The sequence below is a fragment of the Nonomuraea sp. NPDC052116 genome, assembly GCF_040680035.1.
GTDB classification, from domain to species: Bacteria; Actinomycetota; Actinomycetes; order Streptosporangiales; family Streptosporangiaceae; genus Nonomuraea; species Nonomuraea angiospora_A.
This window is the reverse complement of record NZ_JBFAWA010000001.1, coordinates 150,677-171,520: the sequence shown is the minus strand read 5'-3', so window position 1 is coordinate 171,520 and position 20,844 is coordinate 150,677. Positions and strand designations below refer to the sequence as shown.

Genomic DNA, 20,844 nt, shown 5'->3' with positions numbered 1-20,844 from the left:
GTAATGATCGACGTGCTCATCGTCGGAGGAGGCGGAGCGGGCCTGCGGGCGGCCGTCGCGGTCGCCGAGAGTGACCCGTCCCTGAAGGTGGCGGTCATCTCGAAGGTCTATCCGATGCGCAGCCACACCGTCTCCGCCGAGGGCGGCGCCGCCGGGGTGATCGGCGTCGGCGACACGCTCGACGAGCACTGCTACGACACGATCTCCGGCGGTGACTGGCTGTGTGACCAGGACGCCGTCGAGGCGTTCGTGGCCGAGGCGCCCGAGGAGCTGATCCAGCTCGAGCACTGGGGCTGCCCCTGGAGCCGGGAGGGCGACGGGCGCGTGGCGGTCCGCCCGTTCGGCGGCATGAAGAAGATGCGCACCTGGTACGCGGCCGACAAAACGGGCTTTCACCTCTTGCACACCTTGTTCCAAACAACCCTGAAATATCAGGACGTGTTGCGGTACGACGAGTGGTACGTCACCAAGCTCGTCGTCGACGACGGCCGCGTCCACGGCGTCGTGGCCGTCGAGATCAGGACCGGCCGCATCGAGACCATCGCCGCCAGGACCGTCATCCTGGCCACCGGCGGCTGCGGCCGCGTCTTCCCCTTCACCACGAACGCCGCCATCAAGACCGGCGACGGCATGGCCCTGGCCTACCGGGCGGGAGCGCCGCTGAAGGACATGGAGTTCGTCCAGTACCACCCCACGGGCCTGCCGTTCACCGGCATCCTCATCACCGAGGCGGCCAGGGCCGAGGGCGGCTGGCTGATCAACAAGGACGGCTACCGCTACCTGCAGGACTACGACCTCGGCAAGCCCACGCCCACCCCGAAGCTGCGCAGCATGGAGCTGGGCCCGCGCGACCGCCTCTCCCAGGCGTTCGTGCACGAGCAGCAGAAGGGCCGCACGGTGGACACCCCGTACGGCCCGGTCGTCTACCTGGACCTGCGCCACCTGGGCGAGAGCAAGATCGACGCCCGCATCCCGTTCGTACGCGAGCTGTGCCGCAGCTACCAGAACCTCGACCCGGCCACCGACCTCATCCCGGTGCGCCCGGTCGTGCACTACATGATGGGCGGCGTCCACACCGACATCGACGGCGCCACCCCCGTCGCCGGGCTGTTCGCGGCCGGGGAGACCGCCTGCGTGAGCATCAACGGCGCCAACCGGCTCGGCTCCAACTCGCTGCCCGAGTGCCTGGTCTTCGGCCGCCGGGCCGGGATCGCCGCCGCCGAGTTCGCCAGGTCGCACCGAGACGGCGAGCCGGCCGCCGTGCGGAGCCAGGGGGCCGACGAGCGGCGCCGGTTGGAACGCGTCCGGGAGGGCAGCAGCACCGGTGAGCGGATCGCCGACCTGCGCGAGGAGATGCAGCACACCCTGGAAGGGGCCGCCGGCATCTACCGCACGGGCGACGTGCTCACCAAGGCCGTCGACACGCTCGCGGAGCTGCGCGAGCGCGCCGAGGAGGTCCGCATCGACGACACGAGCACCGCGTTCAACACCGAGCTGATCAACCTTCAGGAGCTGCACACCATGCTGGAGGTCGCGCAGACCATCGTGGCCTGCGCGCTGAACCGGCAGGAGTCGCGCGGCGCGCACCAGCGCACCGACTTCCCGGCCAGGGACGACGCCGCCTACCTCGCGCACTCCCTGGTGCACCGCGCACCCGACGGCACCCCGTCCGTCGGGCTGCTCCCCGTGACGATCACCCGCTGGCCTCCGGGAGAAAGGGTGTACGGACGTGACTGATGGGACGGCGACGATCAGGGTCGAGGTGGCCCGGTACCGGCCCGGCGAGGACGAGGAGCCGGTGTTCCAGGGGTACGACGTGCCGCTCATGGCCGACTGGGCGGTCCTCGACGGCCTCAACCACATCAAGGACCAGCTCGACGGCAGCCTGTCGTACCGCTGGTCGTGCCGGATGGGCGTGTGCGGCTCGTGCGGCATGACCGTCAACGGCGAGCCCAGGCTGACCTGCGGCACCTTCCTCACCGAGTTCGGCGCGGGCCCGATCAGGATCGAGCCGCTGAAGGGCTTCCCGGTCATCAGGGACCTGGTCGTGGACATCGACGGGTTCTTGGCCAAGCTGTCGTCCGTGCGGCCCTGGCTGATCAGGGAGGGTGAGGAGCTGCCGCTGACCGCCGAGTACGCCCAGACGCCCGAGCAGCTGGAGGCGTACAAGCAGTACAGCATGTGCATCAACTGCCTGCTCTGCTACTCGGCCTGCCCCGTCTACGTGCTCGACCCCGACTTCCTCGGCCCGGCCGCCATCGCGCTCGCCCAGCGCTACAACCTGGACTCGCGCGACATGGGCGACCGGTTCGACGTGCTCAACCAGGAGGACGCCGTCTGGGGATGCACGTTCGTCGGGGAGTGCACGCGGGTCTGCCCCAAGCACGTGGACCCGGCCGAGGCCATCCAGCGCTACAAGCTGACCGCCGCCCTGCGTTCGGTCCTGCCGTGGAGCAGGCGATGACGACCGCCTATCGCCCGCCGCGCGACAGCCTCTGGTTCGTCCGCAGCCGCCACTGCGCGGTGTTCGTGCTGCGCGAGCTGACCAGCGTCTTCGTGGCCTGGTCGATCGTCTTCGTGCTGATGTTCGCCGACGCGGTGCGCGGCGGCACCCTCCAGGAGTTCGCCGCGCTGGCCGCCCGGCCGTGGATGATCGCGATCAACGTGCTCGCGCTGGCCGCGACCGTCTTCCACACGATCACGTTCCTCAACCTCGCCCCCAAGGCCACGGTCGTCCGCCTGGACGGCTGGCGGGTGCCCGCCTGGATGATCCAGGGCGGCAACCACTCGGCGTGGGTGGCGACCTCCCTCCTGATCGCCTACTTCATCCTGAGGTCGCCATGAGACGCACCCTGGAGCCGTACCTGTGGCTGCTCTTCAGCGGCGGAGGAGTGGTGGCGGCGCTCGTGCTGCCAGTGCTCGTGCTGCTCTTCGGGGTGCTCATGCCGCTCGGCGTGGTCGACTGGCCCGCCCCCGAGCAGCTGCGCGCGCTGCTCGACCCCGTGCCGGTACGGCTCGCGCTGCTCGGGGTCGCCGTGCTGTGCCTCTTCCACGCCGCGCACCGGATCAGGTTCACCAGCGAGGAGGTGCTCGGCATCGCCAGGTTCGACCCGGTCATCGCGGTGATCTGTTACGGGGGCGCCGTCGCGGGCGGGATCGTGGCGGGGCTCGTATTGTTCTGATTCCTTATGCCAACAGTGCGCTAAATGTCCCCCTTTGATCACATTTCAACGACGTACTTTACTATTCGTTGAAACACCCTCTAACGTCCGGCATTGCACACCCCTATGGCCATGCGCCCGGCGACCCCGGGCAGAGAGGGTTCCTGGTGCCCAGCACGAAGCGCTTATTAGCAGCATTGCCGGCGGTCGCCCTTCTCGGCGCCGCCCTGTCCGCGCCCACGGCTCAGGCGGCGTCCGTCGCGAACTACGAGCCCACCGCCGCGGACTACTACATCAACTACGCTCCTCCGGCGGTCGAGAAGGACCCGCAGGAGCCGTCGGTCAACGACAAGAACCAGCGCTCGCTCAGTCCGGCACAGAAGTTCGACCGCAAGTTCACCAGTGGAAATCCGGCCGCCGGCCGCATTCTCGCCGCCCGCGAGAACGAGGCCATCAGGACCGGCCGCAATCCCGCTGAATGGATTTTCAAGAACTCCAAGCAGACCCGCACGGCCAAGCTCCTGACGATCCTCGTCGAGTTCAACGAGCAGGCCAACGACGACTTCTCGGGCTTCAACCGGCCGCGCACGACCGACAGCGACGCGAACGACTGCGTGGTGGAGCCGCCCGGCACGCTCAAGAACGGGCCGCTCCACAACAAGATCCCCAACCCGGCCACGCTGCCGCACAAGGACAACAACTCCTTCTGGGTCAAGGACTTCAGCCCCGAGCACTTCAACAAGATGCTCTACACCGACAAGGGCATCACCGAGCGCGTCCGCCCCGACCTGAAGGACCCGCGCGACGGCAAGCCCGGCATCGACATCTCCGGCTACACGATGAAGAAGATGTACGAGGAGATGTCCAAGGGCGCCTACTCCGTCACCGGCTCGGCGGCCGGCTGGATCAAGGTCCCGCACTCCGAGGCCTGGTACGGCGCCGCGGCCTGCGGCGCTCCTCCGCAGGACATGTCCGGCCACCCCGACAACCCGCGCGGCGCCCAGCAGCTGCCGATCGACGTGGTCGAGAGCCTGGTCAAGGCCCAGCCGAGCTTCCCGTGGGCGGACTACGACGTCGAGGACGTCGCCGACGCCGACGGTGACGGCAACTTCAACGAGCCCGACGGCGTGATCGACCACCTGGTGCTGGTGCACGCCGGCAAGGACAAGTCGTCCGACGGCGGCGCCGAGGGCACGTACGCGATCTGGGCCCACTCCAGCGCGGTCGCCGGCGGCTACAAGATCCCCGGCACCGACAAGAAGATCTCCAACTACATCGTGCAGCCCGAGGACTCCGGCGTCGGCGTCTTCGCCCACGAGTACGGCCACGACCTTGGCCTGCCCGACCTGTACGACACCTCGGGCCAGGCCAGCTCGGCCGTGGACTTCTGGGACCTGATGTCCAGCGGCTCCCACTCCGGCCCGATCTTCCAGTCGATGCCGTCCCACATGGGTCTGTGGGACAAGTGGGTGCTCGGCTGGGCGAACCCGAAGACGTTCGATCCCGGCGACGCCTCCAAGCTCGTCACGGTCGGACAGTCCTCGCGCACGCCCAAGCTCACCGAGGACGGCGTCCGGGTGAACCTGGCCTCCACCCCGCTCAAGATGATCGACGTCCACAGCGGCTCGAACGCCTGGTGGAGCGGTCTGGACCAGGACTGGGCCAACCTCACGGTGACCCGCGACCTGCCCGTCCCCGCCGGGACCGATCTCAGGTTCTGGATGTGGAACAACTATGTGATCGAGCAGGACTGGGACTTCGGCTTCGTCGAGGTCTCGACCGACGGCGGCCAGACCTGGGCCCAGCAGAAGGTCTTCGACGAGGCCGGCGCCGAGGTCAGCACGCCTGACGACTACCCGGACCCGAACAAGAACCTGCACGCCTTCGGCGAGAAGAAGTACGGCCTCACCGGTGACAGCGGCGGCTGGCGGCACGACTACGTCAACCTGACGCCGTTCGCCGGGAAGACGATCAAGCTGCGGATGACGTACAACACCGACGCCGCCTTCCAGGAGCGCGGCTGGCACGCCGACGACTTCCAGCTCACCAACGGCGGCACGGCCGTCTGGAGCGACGACGTCGAGAACGGCGACAACGGGTGGAAGGCCGTCGGCGGCACGTTCACCAACACCAGCGGCACGGGCTGGACCCGCAACAACGGCAGTCGCGAGATCTCCCGGTTCTACCTGGCCGAGTGGCGCAACTTCGACGGCTTCGACAAGGGCCTGCAGTACACCTACGACACCGACTACCTCCGCGACGGGGCGTGGAAGGTGCAGAAGCTGAAGTACAACGCGCCGGGCCTGCTGGTGTGGTACCGCGACTCGACGTTCATCAACAACAACGTCGGCGACACCCTGCGGCTCCCGCCGAGCCTCGGGCCCAAGGGCAGCCTGCTGGTCGTGGACTCGCACTTCGACCCGCTGCGCCGCACCGGGACCGCGGCCGAGAAGGACCCGACGCTGCAGAAGAACCTCCAGGGACGCGTCCAGTCGTCCAACGCCGCGTTCGGGTTCGGCAAGACGTACCCGTTCAAGGAGTGCCTGGAGGCGGCGGACGAGCCGTTCAGCGAGTACTGCACGGACCTGCCCGCGCAGAAGGGCGTCCCGGCCTTCACCGACGCGAAGACCTGGTACCCGGGCCTCGAGCTGATCGGCAGTGGTCTCTACTACCGTGACTTCGACGCCTCGGCGGTCGTGCCGTCGAAGGGCGACCAGACGTACAGCAGCCGCGTGGTGCACCCGGACGGAACCCCCGCCACGGAGCTGTACGGCCAGGTGGCCGCCGGCTCGGTGCTCGGCACCGGCAACCCCGGTGACGAGGGCAAGGCGCTGGGCGTGCAGTTCAAGCTGGTGAGCCCGCTGCCGGGCAACCTGGGCGCCATCGTCCAGGTCGTCCCGCCGAAGAAGTAACGATCAAGAAGGCCGCCGGGGCGTCCCGGCGGCCTTCCGCGTTCCGGCGGCCGACCATAGGCAGCGCGGTCTGCACCTACCATTGGTGACCATGAGCGAATTGCGCACCAAAGACGAGCACACCGAGGCGATCCGGAGAGATCGCAAGGTGGCAGTGGTGGTGAACACTCGCTCGCGCCGCGGCCGCCGCCACTATTTCGAGGTGATCGAGCAGATCCACAACCTCGGCTTCGAGCCGCTGGTGGAGCTGTCGGTCTACAACCCCAAGCGGCTGCGCGAGCTGCTCGACGCCGCCCTGGCCACCGAGCCCGACCTGCTCGTCGTGGGCGGCGGCGACGGCACGCTCTCCTCGGCCGTGCGCCATGTGGCCCACCGCGACGTGGCGCTCGGGGTGCTCCCGCTGGGCACCACCAACAACTTCGCCCGCAGCCTCGGCCTGCCGCTCGACCTGGCGGGGGCGATCAGGGTGTTCGCCGAGGGCAAGGTGGCCGACATCGACCTGGGCATGGCCGACGACCGGCCGTTCGCCAACCTGGCCAGCTTCGGGGTGTCCGTCGAGGTGGCGGGCAAGGTCAAGCCGTGGCTCAAGCGCATCGTGGGGCGCCCGGCCTACCCGCTGACCGCTCTGACGATCCTGCCGGGGCACACGCCGTTCCGCGCGTACATCACGGTCGAGGGGCAGCGCCACGAGCTGCTCACCCACCAGCTCAACATCGCCAACGGCCGCTTCCACGGCGGCTGGCAGGTGGCCAAGGACATCAGCATCGACAACGGCATGCTGGTGGCCTACCAGCTCGGCTCGGGCAAGAAGCTGCGCCTGCTCGGCGAGACCCTGATCAGGGCGACCACCGGGCGGTGGCGCAGCATGGCCGGCGGGCCGTTCGTGGTGGGGCGGGAGATGCTGCTGGAGACCGACCCGCCGATGGCGGCCGACGTGGACGGCGAGGTACGGCTGCGCACCCCGATCCGGCTGCGCGTGGTCCCCAATGGCGTGCGCGTGATGGTGCCCGCCTCCTTCGAGGACCGCTGACCACCCGGGGCCTCAGGAGCCGGCGAGCCGCCGGTACGCCGGGGTGAGCGTACGGGCGAGGTCGGCGGGCGGCGGGAAGACGCGCAGGAGCAGGTCCGGGGCGGCGGCCGCGGGGCGGCGCTCGGGCCGGTGCGCCGTGGCGCCCGGCGCGTAGAAGTCGGCCAGCCGGTCGGCGAACGGCACGTCCCGCACCTCCAGCCCGGGCGCGTCCTCCGCCAGCGAGCCGAGCAGCTGCTCCCGGGTCCGGCCGCGCCAGGCCAGCACCAGGAACGGGTCGTCGTCGAACGACTCGGCCAGCAGGTAGAGCACCGCCGACAGGTGCTTGCACGGGAACCCCCAGTCGGGGCACGAGCAGTCCATGTCGAGATCGCGCGGGAACAGGTCGATCCCGAGCGCCGCGAACAGCTCCTCGATCTCCGGCGGCATCTCTCCCGCCAGCAGCTTGGCCCGGTGGACGGCCTGCTCGGCGATCGCCTCCTCGATGAGGGCCCAGCGCCGCTCGTCGTACGCCTCGATCCTGACCACGATCGCGTACGGCTCCCGCCGCGAGCCCTGGACCGCGGCCCTGACCTCGCCGGGGGACAGGTCGATCGACAGGACCTGGCCCTGGCGCGCGTAGGCGCGGCCCCGCGAGAGCCGTCCCTTGTCGCAGACGCGCTCCAGGATGTCGATGAAACGCCTGGACCACCACGTGGAGCCGATGGTCCCGCGCTGGGTGCGGGCCCTGATGCCGCCCTCGACCTTGATCGGCCTGGTGGCCTGGAACCAGTCCGGCACTATCCGCCCACCCCCTCCGCCGTGAGCCTGAACACCTCGCGCAGCTCCTCCGTGGACAGGTCCGTCAGCCAGTCCTCCCCGGTGCCGACCACCCGCTCGGCCAGGGCCTTCTTGCGCTCGATCATCTGGTCGACGCGCTCTTCAAGGGTGCCCGCGCAGATGAGCTTGCGCACCTGCACGTTCTTGCGCTGCCCGATGCGGAAGGCCCGGTCGGTGGCCTGGTCCTCGACGGCCGGGTTCCACCAGCGGTCCACGTGGACGACGTGGTTGGCGGCGGTCAGGTTGAGCCCGACCCCGGCCGCCTTGAGCGACAGCACGAACAGCATCGGCTCCTCGTCGTTCTGGAACCGGTCCACCAGGCGGTCGCGCGTCTTCTTCGGCAGGCCGCCGTGCAGCCACAGGACCGTGGTGTCGAGCCGCTGGGCGAGGTACGGCTGCAGCATGGTGCCGAACTCGGCATATTGCGTGAAAAGCAGGGCCTTTTCGCCTTCGGCCAGGATTTCTTCGGACAGCTGCTCCAGCCGGGTGAGCTTGCCGGACCGGCCCGCCAGGCGGGAGCCGTCCTTGAGCAGGTGGGCCGGGTGGTTGCAGACCTGCTTCAGCTTGGCCATGGTGGCCAGGACCAGGCCGCGCCGCTCGATGCCCTCGCTGTCGTCGATCTTGGCCAGCATGTCGTCCACGACCGCCTGGTAGAGCGTGGCCTGCTCCGTGGTGAGCGGGCACCACTCCTTGACCTCCAGCTTCTCCGGCAGGTCCGAGATGATCGACTTGTCGGTCTTGACGCGGCGCAGGATGAACGGCCCCGTCGCCCGCTTCAGCGCCCGCGCGGCCTGCTCGTCCTGCTGGGCCTCGATGGGCTCCTGGAAGCGGGTCCTGAACCGCGAGCGCGGCCCCAGCAGCCCCGGGTTGGCGAACTCCATGATCGACCAGAGCTCGGCCAGGTGGTTCTCGACCGGGGTGCCCGTGAGGGCGAGCCGGCCGCCCGCGGGGATCGAGCGCACGGCCTGGGCCTGGAGCGTGCCGCTGTTCTTGATCGCCTGCGCCTCGTCGCACACGACCCTGCGCCACTCGTGCCGCTTGAGCGTCTCGAGGTCGCGCTGGGCGGTGCCGTACGTGGTGATCACGAGATCGGCGCCGGGGATCAGCGCCGCGTCGCGCCCGCTGCCGTGGTGCACGTAGACGCGCAGGCCGGGCGCGAACCTGGCGGCCTCCCGCTGCCAGTTGCCGACCAGGGACATCGGGCAGACGAGCAGCGTGGGCGCACCGGCCCGCTCGTGGACGAGCAGGGACAGCGTGGTGATCGTCTTGCCCAGCCCCATGTCGTCGGCCAGGACGCCGCCCAGGCCCAGCTCCGACAGGAAGCTGAGCCACGCCAGGCCGCGCTCCTGGTAGGGCCTGAGCGTGGCGTCCAGCCCCGCGGGGGTCGCGATGGGCGTCAGCCGCCGCTCGGCCTGGCCGGACAGCAGGTCGCCGAGCACGCCGTCGGCGTCGATCTCCAGCAGCGGCAGCTCGGCGTCGTCCTCCTGCACCACGTGGCGCAGGAGGTCGGCGGCGCTCGCCTCCCCCGTACGGGCGCCCTCCACGGCCCTGAGCGCGGCCTTGAGCTGCCGGTCGTCCAGCTCCACCCACTGGCCGCGCACCCGGACCAGCGGCACCTTCAGCCGGGCCAGCTCGGCCAGCTCCGCCTCGCCGATCGTCTCGTCGCCCACCGCCAGGTCGACGCGGAAGTCGACCAGCTCCCGCATGCCGAACCCCTGCCCGGTGGCCGCCGTCTGCGCCTTGGCCCTGGTGGTCAGCTTCAGCCCCAGCCTCGTACGCCCGGCCCACCGGGGCAGCTGCACCCCGAATCCGGCCGCCTGCAGCAGGGGCGCGGCCTGCCGCAGGAACCCGAACGCGCCGGCCGTGTCCAGCGCAAGCTCGCTCGGCGTGGGTCCGCGCAGGGCGCGGTCGAGCTCCGGGTAGAGCCGGACGGCCCGGCCGAGCCCGGCCAGCAGGTCGCGTTCGGGCCTGCCGGGCAGCCCCGTCACCGTCTCGCCGGTCCAGACGTGGGCCGCGGGGACGTACAGGCTGGGGTCGTCGGCGGCCTGCAGCGCCAGCTCGACCCGCCAGTCCTCGGTGTCGGCGGGCTCCAGCAGCCGGAAGCACACGCGGGTCGCTCCCTCGGCCGACGCGACGCTCTCGTGCCACCGCTCCAGCTCCTCGCGCAGGCCGGGCACGTCGGGGCACTGCGGAGCGGCGCCGGTCAGGGCGGCCAGCCAGCGTTCGTGAAGGGTCCTGGGCCGGGCGACCAGGGGCTCGGTGAGGGTCTGGCGGACGAGGGCGTCGGCGAAGGTCTCCAAGGCGTCGAGCAGGACGCCGGCGGACGGCCGCTCGACCTGGGAGGTACGGCACGCGGGCGGCATGGCCAGCGCCAGCTCCCGGAAGTAGCCGGCGTCGGCCCCGGTCACCACCGGCCGCCACACGGCCCGCGCGTCGGCCTCCGGCACGGCCCACATCGCCATCGCGTCCTCGGGCTCACGGCCGCCCGCAGAGGAAGGGACGAGCTGCGGGATGACGCGGCCCCGGCGTACGAGGTCGCGGGCGAAGGCCGCCACGGCGGCCCAGTGGCGCATGGTCGCGGTCCCGGTGTGCCCGTCCAGCACGTACAGGGCCTCCGAGGCGGGCGGCACCACGACGGGCACCTGCCAGAGGCGCAGCCGCGGCCGGGTCGTCTCCGCGAGCCGGCCGGTCTCCGGCGAGGGCAGCGGCTCCTTGGCCGAGCCCGGCAGGAGCAGCTCCAGCGTCCGTGACGGCGGGTCGTCGAGGCCGAGCGCGGCGGCGACGCCGGACGCGGGAGAGGCGAACGGGTGGGGCGCGGGCCCCGTCGGACGGCGCTGCGGCCGGCGCGGGGCGGCCCCGGGGGACGCGTCGCCGGCCTCGGCGGTCTCCGCCCAGAAGGCGAGCCCGCCGGCCGCCCAGACCCCGTGTACCAGCACCCCGGCAGGCTACCGCGTCGGCGCCGCCCCGCCGCCGCGCCTGCGGCCGGGGGCCCGCGAGGAGGGGAAGATCGGGTCCGCCTAGGATCCTGCACATGAGGTTCTCAGGGGCAGAGGGCAGGTGGGCGGCCCGGTTGGGGGCGCTGCGGGACGTCGTCCGGCAGGACCTCGTCACCCGCCAGCTCGCCGCACACCTCCCCAAGACCCCCTGCCGCATCCTCGACGTGGGCTCCGGCCAGGGCACGCAGGCGCTCAGGATGGCCGCCAGGGGCCACCACGTCACCGCCCTCGACGCCTCCCGCGACCTCCTCCGCCTCCTGGAGGCCGGGATCCAGCCGGGCATGAGCATCCGGACGGTCCAGGCCGAGGCCGGGCGGCTGCGGGAGCTGTTCGGGCCGGGGAGCTTCGACATCGTCCTGTGCCACGGCGTGCTGATGTACTTCGACGACCCCGACCCGCTGCTCGCCGACCTCGCCCGCCTCCTCGCGCCCGGCGGCCGGCTCTCACTCCTCGTGCGCAACGGCGACGCCCTCGCCATGCGCAACGGGCTCATGGGCGACTGGGCGGGGGCGCTGCAGGCGTTCGAGGGCACCGGCTACGTCAACCGGCTCGGCGTCCCCGCCAGGGCCGACCGGCTCGACGAGCTCACGCGGCGGCTGGCCGTACAGGGGCTGGAGGTGCCGCAGTGGTACGGCGTGCGGGTGTTCTGCGACGCCGCGCCGGACGGAGCGCCGGTCCCCGAGGAAATCGACGAAATTCTGGCGGTGGAGGAACGCGCGGGCCGGACCGACCCCTACCGGAGGGTGGCGGCGCTAATCCACCTCATCTGCGCAAGAGGTGAGGAAAGGCTTATATAAGCCACACCTGAAGTTGTAGCATATTGGTATGAACCCTCCCGGATCGTGGTGTGAGCGGCCCAAGCCGCAGGCTCCCTCGTGCGAGCTCCCGTCTCCGTGGAGCAAGCCCAAGCAGCCGGACAATTGGTGCGAAGTGCAGAAAGACCCGGTGCTGTCGGCCCTCGGATTTCTGCTCAAGGTCGCCAAGCGGTAAAACCGCATGATAGAAGGCCGTTTGTTTGGGTAGTCGCCTTCCTCAGCGGAGGAGGCGAGCGTTGTGAACGACACCCACAAGCTGGTCAACGACCTCTCCGAGCAGTTCTCCAGGCTCGTGAGGGACGAATTCCGCCTGGCGAAGATGGAGCTGGCGGAAAAAGGCAAGCGCGCGGGCTTCGGCGCGGGGCTGTTCGGCGCGGCGGGAATGGCCGCGTTCTTCGGCGGCGCCGCACTCGTGACCACCGTCATTCTGCTGCTGGCCCTGGTCCTGCCGGCGTGGGCCGCCGCCGCCATCGTGGCGGGCCTGCTCTTCGTCGTCGCCGCGCTGCTCGGCCTGGTCGGTAAGGGACAGGTGCGACGCGCCGGGTCGCCGGTCCCGTCGGAGACCCTCGCGAGCGTCAGGGCCGACATCGACATGGTCAAGGAGAGGGCGCGGCGATGAGCGAGACCGACCCTGGATACAGCGAGCAATATGCCGGAAACGTCGGCGCCCGGAGGCAGACCGTGGGCACGCCGACCGAACGGGAGTCCATCAACGTACCGCCGACCAGGCCGGGCGCGGCCGAGAACGCCCGGCGGGTGGAGGAGGAGCGGATGGCACACGAGACATTCGCCCCCGAACCCCCTCACGACGACGAGCGTGCCCAGGCCCTGGAACGCGAGTGGGCCGAGGCGGAGTCGCCGCGTCATCACCATCACAGCAGGACGCACCACACGCGTGAGACGGCACGCGGGACAGGTCACCACGAGGAGGGCAATGTGCGTAAAGAGATCGAGGAAACCCGCAGGGAGCTGGGCGAGACCGTCGGGGCGCTGGCGGCCAAGGCCGACGTCAAGGCCAGGGCCGCCCACGTGGCCGAGACCGCCAAGGACAGGGCCGCGGGCATGGCCGGATCCGTCAAGGAGAAGGCGTCCGAGGTGGCGGGCAAGGTTCGCGAAGGCACGCCGCACCAGGTGAAGGACGCCGCCGGGCAGGCGCGCAAGCGGCCCGTGCTGCTCGTCGCCGCGGCCGGCGCCGTGCTCGCCTTCGTCGTCCGCCGCATGATGATGCGGCGGAACCGCCACACGCACCGGTAGAAGGGGACGGGTACGGCCGGCGCCCGCACGGGCCGATACCCTGCCGTGGTGATGCGTCGAACGATCGCCGCCGCCACGCTCGCCCTGCTGGCGGCCGGGTGCGGCGGAGGCTCAGCGGTGAGCGACTTCGGCACGGTGGTCAAGGGCACCAAGGGCACCACCGTGCCCGTCGAGCTGCGCCCCGGCCAGCGCTTCTCGCTGGCCGTCGCCGACAACCCGTCGGTGGGCGACGAGTGGAAGCTGGTCGCCGTGCCGGACCCGAAGGTCGCCTCGTTCATCAGCGAGGAGCACAAGACCGAGGGTGGCGGCGGGGTCGGCGCCGGAGGCACGACCTACTTCGTCTTCAACAGCAAGCGCCCGGGCACGACGGAGATCAAACTGTACGACTGCTGGCGGTGCGGCCAGGCCACGACGCCGCCGGACGAGCAGAGCAGGCAGCAGTCGGGCGAGGCCGTCTTCACCGTATCGGTCAAGTAGAGCGTCGCCCGGTTACTGTGGGGATCATGGATTTCATCCGGGTGCGCGCCTCCTCCGACGGCGCGGAGACCATCTCCTATTGGACCGGCGACGTGTACGGCTGGCAGGACGACGGCGGGCCGCACCACCTGTTCGGGTTCGAGGGGCTGAACGTGGCCAGGGCGGTCGAGGCCGACGGCGGCTGGCAGCTGCTGACCAGGGAGGCCGCCCTCTACCTCGACCCGAAGACGAGGGAGGTGCTCGACACCTGGGACAACCCGCTCACGGAGCGGACGGTCGAGGTGCAGCACGTCTTCAACGACCCGGTCAACCAGCGGCTCGGCGCCTACCCGGTGCCGACGACCCGCCTGGGCGACCAGGTGGTCTACAACATCGACATCCGCCTGGCCTACCCCTCGCCCCTGAAGGTCGCCGACTACCCCGACAACTCGGCGAACGACACCTACCGGGCGATGGAGCTGTTCCAGTTCTTCGCCTCGGCCAAGGACCTGGACTCGGGCGTGCCGGACGTGCCGTGCGTGTTCTCGTGGTGCCGGGTCTCGCCGTGGCTGCCGTGGATGGCGATGGGGCAGCGCGCGGGCGGGCTGGTCTACCACTGCCGGGGCGCCAAGGTGGCCGAGGTGCCGCAGCGGCTGCGCGAGCGGGTGGGTGAGCACTTCCTGCACGCGCCCGCCGAGTGGTCGGCGCCCAACGTGACGAGCTGGACGGCCTTCGCCGAGCGGGCGGGGCAGTCTCGCGGATGAGGTGGATAGGGTCGGGCGGTGAGCACTGACCTGTTCTGCGAGATCATCGCGGGTGAGCGACCCGCGACCATGGTCCACTCCGACGAGGTCGCGGTCGCGTTCCTGGACGTCCGGCCGGTCTTCAAGGGGCACGTGCTGGTGGTGCCGAGGATGCACGTGGAGACGCTCGCCGACCTGACCGACGTGGGGCCGTTCTTCGAGCGGGTGCAGGCCGTGGCCCGGGCGGTGGAGGAGGGACTGCAGGTCGCCGGCACGTTCGTGGCCATGAACAACCGCGTCAGCCAGAGCGTGCCCCACCTGCACGTGCACATCGTGCCGCGCAACAGGAAGGACGGGCTGCGCGGCTTCTTCTGGCCGCGCACCAAGTACGACTCCACCGAGGAGGCGGAGTCGTACGCGGACCTGATAGCGAAGGCTCTGTGAGCGAAGCGAGCCAATGGACACGGGAGTTGCTCAGAGGACCGACGAAGGAGGGCCTCTGAGTTAAGCTCTGGCGGCGTGGAGTACGTGGTGGGCGTCGCCGTGGTCGCGGTGCTCGTGAGCGTGCCCGCGATCGTGCTCTGGCGGGTCATGCGGGGCCGTCGCGAGCTGGGCACCAGCCCGGCGGAGCGGGCCACGTTCGAGACCCTGCACACCGCCTCGCTGGCCGGGCCGCCGCTGCGGTCCGGGCTGACCGCCGACGGCGCCGAGCGGGCCTCGCGGCACCTGCGCGCGCTGCTCGGCTCGGCCGCGCTGGCCATCACCGACGGCGAGCGGCTGCTCGTGTACGACGGCGCCGGCGAGCACCACGCCGACCAGGCGTTCGAGCACGCGGCGGCCACCTTGAAGGACGGCCGCACCCAGGTGCTGACCATCGACTGCGAGCTGCTCGAATGCCCGATCCGCCAGGCCGTGGTGGTGCCGCTCACTACCGACGACCGGGTCGTGGGCGCCCTGGCCGCCTACGGGCAGGACGCCTCCGCCGGCCTGGTCAGGGCCGCGCAGGAGGTGGCCGGGTGGGTGGACTCGCAGCTCGAGCTGGCCGAGCTGGACCGCTCGCGCACGCTGCTCATGGAGGCCGAGGTACGCGCGCTGCGGGCGCAGATCTCGCCGCACTTCATCTACAACTCGCTCACCACGATCGCCTCCTTCGTCCGCACCGACCCGGAGCGGGCCAGGGAGCTGCTGCTGGAGTTCGCCGACTTCACCCGCTACTCCTTCCGCCGGCACGGCGAGTTCACCACGCTCGCCGAGGAGCTGCGCTCGATCGACCGCTACCTGATCCTGGAGCGGGCCAGGTTCGGCGACCAGCTCCAGGTGACGCTCCGGATCGCGCCCGAGGTGCTGCCGGTCGCGGTGCCGTTCCTGTGCCTGCAGCCGCTCGTCGAGAACGCCGTCAGGCACGGCCTGGAGAGCCGCAACGGCGTCGGCCGCATCACGATCATCGCCGAGGACGCCGGGGCGGAGTGCCGCATCAGCGTCGAGGACGACGGGCTCGGCATGGACCCCGACCGGCTGCGCCGCATCCTCGCAGGTGACATCGCCCCCACGGGCGGCGTCGGGCTGGCGAACGTGGACGAACGGCTGCGCCAGGTCTACGGCGACGAGTACGGCCTCGTGGTCGAGACCGCCCAGGGAGCGGGCACCAAGGTCAACATCAGGTTGCCGAAATATCACCCAGGTGTCTCTGCCCGTTGACCTCGATCTTTCTTGTCGGTTTTATCACTGTCTATGGCGCAACTACGGGTCCTCGCGGTCGATGACGAGCTGCCTGCCCTCGAAGACCTGTCGTACCTGCTGCGTGCCGACCCCCGCATCGGCGAGGTGGCCACCGCCAGGGACGGCGCGGCGGCGCTGCGGCTGCTCGACCGCGCCATCGCCGACGGCCGGCCGATCGACGCGGTGTTCCTCGACATCCGGATGCGCGGGCTCGACGGCGTGGTGCTCGGGCGGCTGCTGTCGCAGTTCGCGAACCCGCCCCGGGTGGTGTTCGTGACGGCGTACGAGGAGCACGCCGTGGACGCGTTCGAGATCAAGGCCGAGGACTACCTGCTCAAACCGGTACGCCCGGAGCGGCTGGCGGAGGCGATCCGGCGGGTGGCGGTCTCGGCCGACGTGCCCGCGGAAGCGGGGGAGACCGACACCATCCCGGTCGAACTGGGCGGGGTGACGCGGTTCGTGTCCAGCGCCGACGTGATCTACGTCGAGGCGCACGGGGACTACGCGCGGCTGCACACGGCGACGGGCAGCCATCTGGTGCGCATCCCGCTGGCCACCCTGGAGGAGCGGTGGGCCTCGGCCGGGTTCGTCCGCGTGCACCGGAGCCATCTGGTGGCGGTCAAGCACATCGAGGAGTTGCACATCGACTCGGGCAAGTGCACGGTGCGGGTGGGGGACACCGAACTGCCGGTCAGCCGCCGCCACACGCGCGAGCTGCGCGACCTGCTGGTGCGCAGAGCCAGGAAGGCGAGGTCGTGATGAGCGCGATCCTGGGAGGCCCGGCCGGGGAGGGAGCGCCGAGATGAGCCCCGAACCGCGTCCCGGGCGCCGGGCCCCGCTGCCCCGCGCCGAGGCGTCCCGGCGCGAGATCCTGCGCCGGGTGGCCGTGATGAGCCCGCGTACGGCCGCCGCGCGCCGGCCCCGCTACCCGGCCACCCGGGAGATCGACGAGCAGACCCGGCTCGGCGAGGTCTACATGCGCTCGTTCCTGCGCACCCAGGTCCGGCTGGCGCTGTTCGTCTGCACGGTGCTGGCGTGCGTGGTCGGCGGGCTGCCGCTGCTGTTCCTGCTCATCCCCGAACTGCGCTCGGTCCACCTGCTCGGCGTCCCGCTCCCGTGGGCGGTGCTCGCCGGGCTCATCTACCCCGCCTTCGTCATCGGCGCCTGGCTGTACGTGCGCCAGGCCGAGCGCAACGAGCGCCACTTCGCCGAACTGGTCAAGCGCCGATGAGCCTGACCGCGGTCCTGATCGTGATGGTGGCGGCCGTGCTGATCGGGGCGTTCGGGATCAGGGTCTCCCGCACCACCTCCGACTTCTACGTGGCCTCCCGCACCGTCAGCCCGCTCTGGAACGCCTCGGCCATCGGCGGCGAGTACCTGTCGGCGGCCTCGTTCCTGGGCATCGCCGGGCTCATCCTGTCGTTCGGCGTGGACATGCTCTGGCTGCCCGTCGGCTGGACCGGCGGCTACCTGGTGCTGCTGGTGCTGGTGTCGGCGCCGCTGCGGCGCTCGGGGGCGTACACGCTGCCGGACTTCGCCGAGGCCAGGCTGGAGTCGATGGCCGTGCGCCGCACCGCGAGCGTGCTCGTCGTGCTGATCGGCTGGTTCTACCTGATGCCGCAGTTCCAGAGCGCGGGCCTGGTGCTGCGGGAGATCACCGGCGCGCCCGTGTGGGTGGGCGGCCTGCTGGTCGCGGTCGTCGTGGCGGTGAACGTGCTGTCCGGCGGCATGCGGTCGATCACGTTCGTGCAGGCGTTCCAGTACTGGCTCAAGCTGACGGCGCTGGCCCTGCCGCTGGTGTTCCTGCTGATGGCGTGGAAGGCCGACGGCGCGCCCGCGGTCGGCCCGCAGGACGCGGCCACCTGGCAGGTGCCGCTGGCCGGGGGCAAGGAGTACGGGCTGTACTCGACGTACTCGCTGATCCTGGCCACGTTCCTGGGCACCATGGGGCTGCCGCACGTGCTGGTGCGCTTCTACACCAACCCGGACGGCCGGGCCGCCCGCCGCACGACGCTGGTGGTGCTGTCGCTGCTCGGGGCCTTCTACCTGATGCCCGCCGTGTACGGCTGGCTCGGCCGCCTCTACGCGCCCGACCTGGTCCGCACGGACACGGTCGTGCTGACGCTGCCCGCGCGGATGGTCGGCGGCACGCTGGGCGAGCTGCTGACGGCGCTGGTGACGGCGGGGGCGTTCGCCGCGTTCCTGTCCACGTCGTCGGGGCTGACCGTGTCCGTGGCGGGGGTGATCGCGCAGGACCTGCTCAAGGGCAGCGTGCGCTCGTTCAGGATCGCCACGCTGATGGCGGTCGCGGTGCCGCTGGCCCTGGCGCTGTGGGCGCGGGCGCTGCCGGTGGCGGACGTGGTGGGGCTGGCGTTCGCGGTGGCGGCCTCGTCGTTCTGCCCGCTGCTCGTGCTGGGCATCTGGTGGCGCCGCCTGTCGACCACGGGGGCGCTGGCCGGGCTGTTCGTGGGCGGCGGGCTGGCGTGCGCGGCCGTGCTCGTCACGATCGTCGCCGGTCCGTACGACGGGCCCGCCGGCGCCTTGCTGGGCCAGCCGGCGGCCTGGACGGTGCCGATCGCGTTCGCGGTGATGGTGTCGGTGTCCTTCCTGACCCCGCACCGCGTGCCGCCCGGGGTCGCCAGGACCATGGTCAGGCTGCACACCCCGGAGGACCTCGACCTCGACCGCGGCGACTGGCGCCCGCGCTCGTCGTGACCCCGCCAGTGATCCCGCCAGTGACCCCGCCAGTGATCCCGCCGGTGGTCAGGGCAGGTGCGCCTCCTTGATCCGGGCCCGCTGGAAGGTGTGTTCGGTGCCGCAGTCGTGGCAGTAGCCGGACACCGTGCCGCGGGTGAGCTCGATGTCCTCCATGTAGTGCTCACGCCGCTGCCAGACGATGACGATCGGCTCGCCGGTGACGGAGGCCACGGACAGGGCCTCGGCGGGCGTGCCGGGCTCGCCGCCCTGGAGGATCGCGGTGGCGTCCCATGCCGGGTCGGGCTCCACGGGCAGGCGGCGGCGCTGGGGCGGCTCCGCCTTGATGGTGCCGTCGGGGGCCACGGCGACCGGGGCGTGGCCGCCCTGCCGCAGCAGCTGGAGGGTCTCGTCGGGAGGCAGGGCGCTGAGGGCGACCGTGGGGGCGATGGCGCGCAGCGCCAGCTTGCGCAGGGCCCTGGTCCCGCACAGCTCGGTGATGAGCGCCGGGTCCTCCGCGGTCACCACGGAGGCGGCGGAGGTGACGCGGACGGCGCCGTGCCTGCGGGCGACGTCGGTGACGAGGTAACGCAGCGGCTGGGGGACGGCCTTGGCGGCGACGCGGGCCAGCTCCTCGAGCAGGCCGTCGGCCGTCGCCCCCGCGTCCAGCGCCCGGCGCACGCTCTTGTGCGAGAAGCGCCACACGCTGGCCCGGTCGCGTGACTCCAGGTCGGCGCAGCCGTTCAGGAACGCGGTCAGCTGCGGCGCGGGCACCCCCGACACGATCGCGGTCAGGTCGTTCTGCAGGGTCACGGTGTGGGTCGGCGTGGGGAAGCGGCCGGCCACGCCGGCGCCGTCGAGGTGGGCGCGGCCGAGCTCGGTCAGCGCGCCCTCCTGGACCATCCCGAGCAGCTCGCCCTCGCGCAGGGCGGCGGCCACGAACTCGGCGGCGGCCGGCGCGAACTCCTTGATCGCCCGCGTCCGCCAGCCCACGGCCGGGAGCATCCCCTCAGGGCTCGATCCCCGCCCGGGAGACAGAGTCTGGAGCACGCGCAGCGCGGCCCGCCGGATCTCGCCGGCCCCGGACTCGAACTGGTATGGCGGAGCCTGCGGCGTCATGTGCTCCTCGCAGCAGCCCGTCACCCTGAACGTGGCCGCCTGCGGCATCGCCAGCCAGGACTCCACCAGGGCCTGCCAGCGCGAGGCCGGATCCAGGCCCAGCCACTCGTCGGCCAGCGTGGTGCCGGCCAGCCTCTCGCCGGCCTCGGAGGCGATCAGGTCGGTGCCGAAGGCGACGTCGAGCCAGAGCACGACCGCCTGCTCGGGAACGTCGAGCGCCTTGGCCACCCGCTTCAGCTCCCGCGCGCCCACCCCGCCCGCCTTCAGCTCGGCGATGGGCTGCGTTCCCGTCAGCTCGATCAGCGCCTCCACCTGGTCCACGGCGGCCAGCGCGGCGGCGAGCCCGTCCGCGTGCCCGGTGAGCTCCACGGACGGCACGTCCGGCTGGCCGGTCAGCTCCGGCTTCCAGCCGTCGCCGCGCAGCGCGAGCGCGACCTCCATGGGCATCTCGTACTCCCAGCCGTCCCGCACCACGAACCCGGCCTCGGCCAGGCGCGTGACCGGATGGTCCGCATCGCCGGTGCCGTACCAGACGGCGTGCCGGAAGACCGGCTGGCCGTCCGCCATCGACTCCAGCAGCGCCACCGCCTCGCGCGGCAACGCGGCGGCGCGGGCGCGGACGGCCCGGCCGTCGCGCACGATCTCCGCCGCCTGGGCGAGCACCTCCGACCTGCGGCCTTTGGGCCTGCCGCCCAGCCCCTTGACTAGGGACTTCAGGTCCTCGGCGGTCAGCTCGCGCAACGGCCGGCCCAGCCCGAACGGGTTCGCCCACAGCCCCTGCGGGTGCGGGGATTTCACCGTGCCCCCGTCGCCGCCCCCGTCACCGCCCCCGTCGAGGGTCACGAGACCCCACGCGGCCAGGGTCTCGATCGTCTCGCCGAGCCGGTCGCCGGGGTCGTGGAGCAGCTCGGCCAGCGCCGCGCGGCCGGCCTCGCCGCCCAGGATCTGCAGCGCCTGGCTGACGAGGTGGCAGTCGGCGTCGAGCGCGAGCAGGGCGGGCACGGCCAGCTCCGGCGCCGCGAGCAGGCGTTCGAGCGCCTCGGCGGAGGGGACGGCGGCCAGCTCCGGCCGGTTGCGAAGAAGCCGGGCGAGGTCGGCGGCGGGAAGAGGCACAACTCGACCCTAGCGA

19 protein-coding genes are annotated in these 20,844 nt (G+C 71.5%); 16 read left to right on the top strand and 3 right to left on the bottom strand.

Features of this window, described 5'->3' with window-relative positions; translation table 11 throughout:
- Window positions 1-3: 3 nt before the first annotated feature.
- From frdA to AB0L65_RS00760, 6 genes are all read left to right on the top strand, one after another.
- Window positions 4-1,737 (top strand): fumarate reductase (quinol) flavoprotein subunit, encoded by a 1,734-nt coding sequence (gene frdA, locus AB0L65_RS00785; RefSeq protein ID WP_364239140.1) that lies wholly within the window; start codon window positions 4-6, stop codon window positions 1,735-1,737.
- The gene (gene sdhB / locus AB0L65_RS00780; protein WP_350722219.1) at window positions 1,730-2,464 is read left to right on the top strand and encodes a succinate dehydrogenase iron-sulfur subunit; all 735 of its coding nucleotides are present in this window, start codon (window positions 1,730-1,732) and stop codon (window positions 2,462-2,464) included. Before frdA ends, sdhB begins: the two co-directional genes overlap by 8 nt.
- Complete coding sequence (locus tag AB0L65_RS00775) at window positions 2,461-2,844, top strand: hypothetical protein (protein WP_364239139.1); 384 nt, start codon at window positions 2,461-2,463, stop codon at window positions 2,842-2,844. The genes sdhB and AB0L65_RS00775 overlap by 4 nt, the downstream gene beginning before the upstream one ends.
- Window positions 2,841-3,182 carry a fumarate reductase subunit FrdD gene (frdD, locus tag AB0L65_RS00770; protein ID WP_364239137.1) on the top strand — a complete coding sequence of 114 codons (342 nt, stop codon included), beginning with the start codon at window positions 2,841-2,843 and terminating at the stop codon, window positions 3,180-3,182. The genes AB0L65_RS00775 and frdD overlap by 4 nt, the downstream gene beginning before the upstream one ends.
- Window positions 3,183-3,328: 146 nt before the next feature.
- A complete protein-coding gene (locus AB0L65_RS00765; protein WP_364239135.1) occupies window positions 3,329-6,073 on the top strand; it encodes an immune inhibitor A domain-containing protein in 2,745 nt (914 codons plus the stop codon).
- Between the two features lie 91 nt (window positions 6,074-6,164).
- A complete protein-coding gene (locus AB0L65_RS00760) occupies window positions 6,165-7,103 on the top strand; it encodes a diacylglycerol kinase family protein (protein WP_364239134.1) in 939 nt (312 codons plus the stop codon).
- A 12-nt stretch (window positions 7,104-7,115) separates the two neighbouring features.
- On the opposite strand, the gene AB0L65_RS00755 is transcribed toward AB0L65_RS00760, so the two are convergent.
- Together AB0L65_RS00755 and AB0L65_RS00750 are read right to left on the bottom strand one after the other, a co-directional pair.
- Window positions 7,116-7,880 (bottom strand): SWIM zinc finger family protein, encoded by a 765-nt coding sequence (locus tag AB0L65_RS00755; RefSeq protein WP_364239132.1) that lies wholly within the window; start codon window positions 7,878-7,880, stop codon window positions 7,116-7,118.
- Complete coding sequence (locus tag AB0L65_RS00750) at window positions 7,880-10,855, bottom strand: DEAD/DEAH box helicase (RefSeq protein WP_364239130.1); 2,976 nt, start codon at window positions 10,853-10,855, stop codon at window positions 7,880-7,882. The genes AB0L65_RS00755 and AB0L65_RS00750 overlap by 1 nt, the downstream gene beginning before the upstream one ends.
- A 95-nt stretch (window positions 10,856-10,950) precedes the next feature.
- Here AB0L65_RS00750 and AB0L65_RS00745 point away from each other — a divergent pair, with 95 nt between their 5' ends.
- The 10 genes from AB0L65_RS00745 (at window position 10,951) to AB0L65_RS00700 (ending at window position 18,617) form a co-directional block, all read left to right on the top strand.
- The gene (locus AB0L65_RS00745; protein WP_350722209.1) at window positions 10,951-11,712 is read left to right on the top strand and encodes a methyltransferase domain-containing protein; all 762 of its coding nucleotides are present in this window, start codon (window positions 10,951-10,953) and stop codon (window positions 11,710-11,712) included.
- A gap of 256 nt (window positions 11,713-11,968) precedes the next feature.
- Complete coding sequence (locus AB0L65_RS00740; protein WP_364239128.1) at window positions 11,969-12,349, top strand: phage holin family protein; 381 nt, start codon at window positions 11,969-11,971, stop codon at window positions 12,347-12,349.
- Entirely contained in the window at window positions 12,346-12,984 is a 639-nt protein-coding gene (locus AB0L65_RS00735; RefSeq protein ID WP_364239127.1) for a DUF3618 domain-containing protein, read from the top strand. The genes AB0L65_RS00740 and AB0L65_RS00735 overlap by 4 nt, the downstream gene beginning before the upstream one ends.
- A 51-nt stretch (window positions 12,985-13,035) precedes the next feature.
- On the top strand, window positions 13,036-13,461 hold the full coding sequence (locus AB0L65_RS00730) for a protease inhibitor I42 family protein (RefSeq protein WP_364239712.1): 426 nt from the start codon (window positions 13,036-13,038) through the stop codon (window positions 13,459-13,461).
- A 26-nt stretch (window positions 13,462-13,487) separates the two neighbouring features.
- Window positions 13,488-14,204, top strand: a complete 717-nt coding sequence (locus tag AB0L65_RS00725; protein WP_350722204.1) for a DUF1838 family protein — start codon at window positions 13,488-13,490, stop codon at window positions 14,202-14,204.
- A gap of 18 nt (window positions 14,205-14,222) precedes the next feature.
- Window positions 14,223-14,627, top strand: a complete 405-nt coding sequence (locus tag AB0L65_RS00720) for an HIT family protein (RefSeq protein WP_364239125.1) — start codon at window positions 14,223-14,225, stop codon at window positions 14,625-14,627.
- A gap of 75 nt (window positions 14,628-14,702) precedes the next feature.
- The gene (locus AB0L65_RS00715) at window positions 14,703-15,881 is read left to right on the top strand and encodes a histidine kinase (protein WP_364239123.1); all 1,179 of its coding nucleotides are present in this window, start codon (window positions 14,703-14,705) and stop codon (window positions 15,879-15,881) included.
- A gap of 33 nt (window positions 15,882-15,914) precedes the next feature.
- The gene (locus AB0L65_RS00710; RefSeq protein WP_350722200.1) at window positions 15,915-16,661 is read left to right on the top strand and encodes a LytTR family DNA-binding domain-containing protein; all 747 of its coding nucleotides are present in this window, start codon (window positions 15,915-15,917) and stop codon (window positions 16,659-16,661) included.
- Window positions 16,662-16,704: 43 nt separating this feature from the next.
- Window positions 16,705-17,133 carry a hypothetical protein gene (locus AB0L65_RS00705; RefSeq protein WP_364239121.1) on the top strand — a complete coding sequence of 143 codons (429 nt, stop codon included), beginning with the start codon at window positions 16,705-16,707 and terminating at the stop codon, window positions 17,131-17,133.
- Window positions 17,130-18,617, top strand: coding sequence for a cation acetate symporter (locus AB0L65_RS00700; protein ID WP_364239119.1), 1,488 nt, complete (start codon window positions 17,130-17,132; stop codon window positions 18,615-18,617). The genes AB0L65_RS00705 and AB0L65_RS00700 overlap by 4 nt, the downstream gene beginning before the upstream one ends.
- A 48-nt stretch (window positions 18,618-18,665) precedes the next feature.
- Here AB0L65_RS00700 and AB0L65_RS00695 read toward each other — a convergent pair whose 3' ends face one another.
- A complete protein-coding gene (locus AB0L65_RS00695) occupies window positions 18,666-20,828 on the bottom strand; it encodes a helicase-associated domain-containing protein (RefSeq protein WP_364239117.1) in 2,163 nt (720 codons plus the stop codon).
- Between the last annotated feature and the right edge of the window lie 16 nt (window positions 20,829-20,844).

Excerpts from the sequence above, each read along its gene's own strand:
- frdA (WP_364239140.1), top strand. The coding sequence starts at position 4 with ATGATCGACGTGCTCATCGTCGGAGGAGGCGGAGCGGGCCTGCGGGCG.
- AB0L65_RS00775 (WP_364239139.1), top strand. The coding sequence starts at position 2,461 with ATGACGACCGCCTATCGCCCGCCGCGCGACAGCCTCTGGTTCGTCCGC.
- frdD (WP_364239137.1), top strand. The coding sequence starts at position 2,841 with ATGAGACGCACCCTGGAGCCGTACCTGTGGCTGCTCTTCAGCGGCGGA.
- AB0L65_RS00760 (WP_364239134.1), top strand. The coding sequence starts at position 6,165 with ATGAGCGAATTGCGCACCAAAGACGAGCACACCGAGGCGATCCGGAGA.
- AB0L65_RS00745 (WP_350722209.1), top strand. The coding sequence starts at position 10,951 with ATGAGGTTCTCAGGGGCAGAGGGCAGGTGGGCGGCCCGGTTGGGGGCG.
- AB0L65_RS00735 (WP_364239127.1), top strand. The coding sequence starts at position 12,346 with ATGAGCGAGACCGACCCTGGATACAGCGAGCAATATGCCGGAAACGTC.
- AB0L65_RS00730 (WP_364239712.1), top strand. The coding sequence starts at position 13,036 with ATGCGTCGAACGATCGCCGCCGCCACGCTCGCCCTGCTGGCGGCCGGG.
- AB0L65_RS00725 (WP_350722204.1), top strand. The coding sequence starts at position 13,488 with ATGGATTTCATCCGGGTGCGCGCCTCCTCCGACGGCGCGGAGACCATC.
- AB0L65_RS00710 (WP_350722200.1), top strand. The coding sequence starts at position 15,915 with ATGGCGCAACTACGGGTCCTCGCGGTCGATGACGAGCTGCCTGCCCTC.
- AB0L65_RS00705 (WP_364239121.1), top strand. The coding sequence starts at position 16,705 with ATGAGCCCCGAACCGCGTCCCGGGCGCCGGGCCCCGCTGCCCCGCGCC.
- AB0L65_RS00700 (WP_364239119.1), top strand. The coding sequence starts at position 17,130 with ATGAGCCTGACCGCGGTCCTGATCGTGATGGTGGCGGCCGTGCTGATC.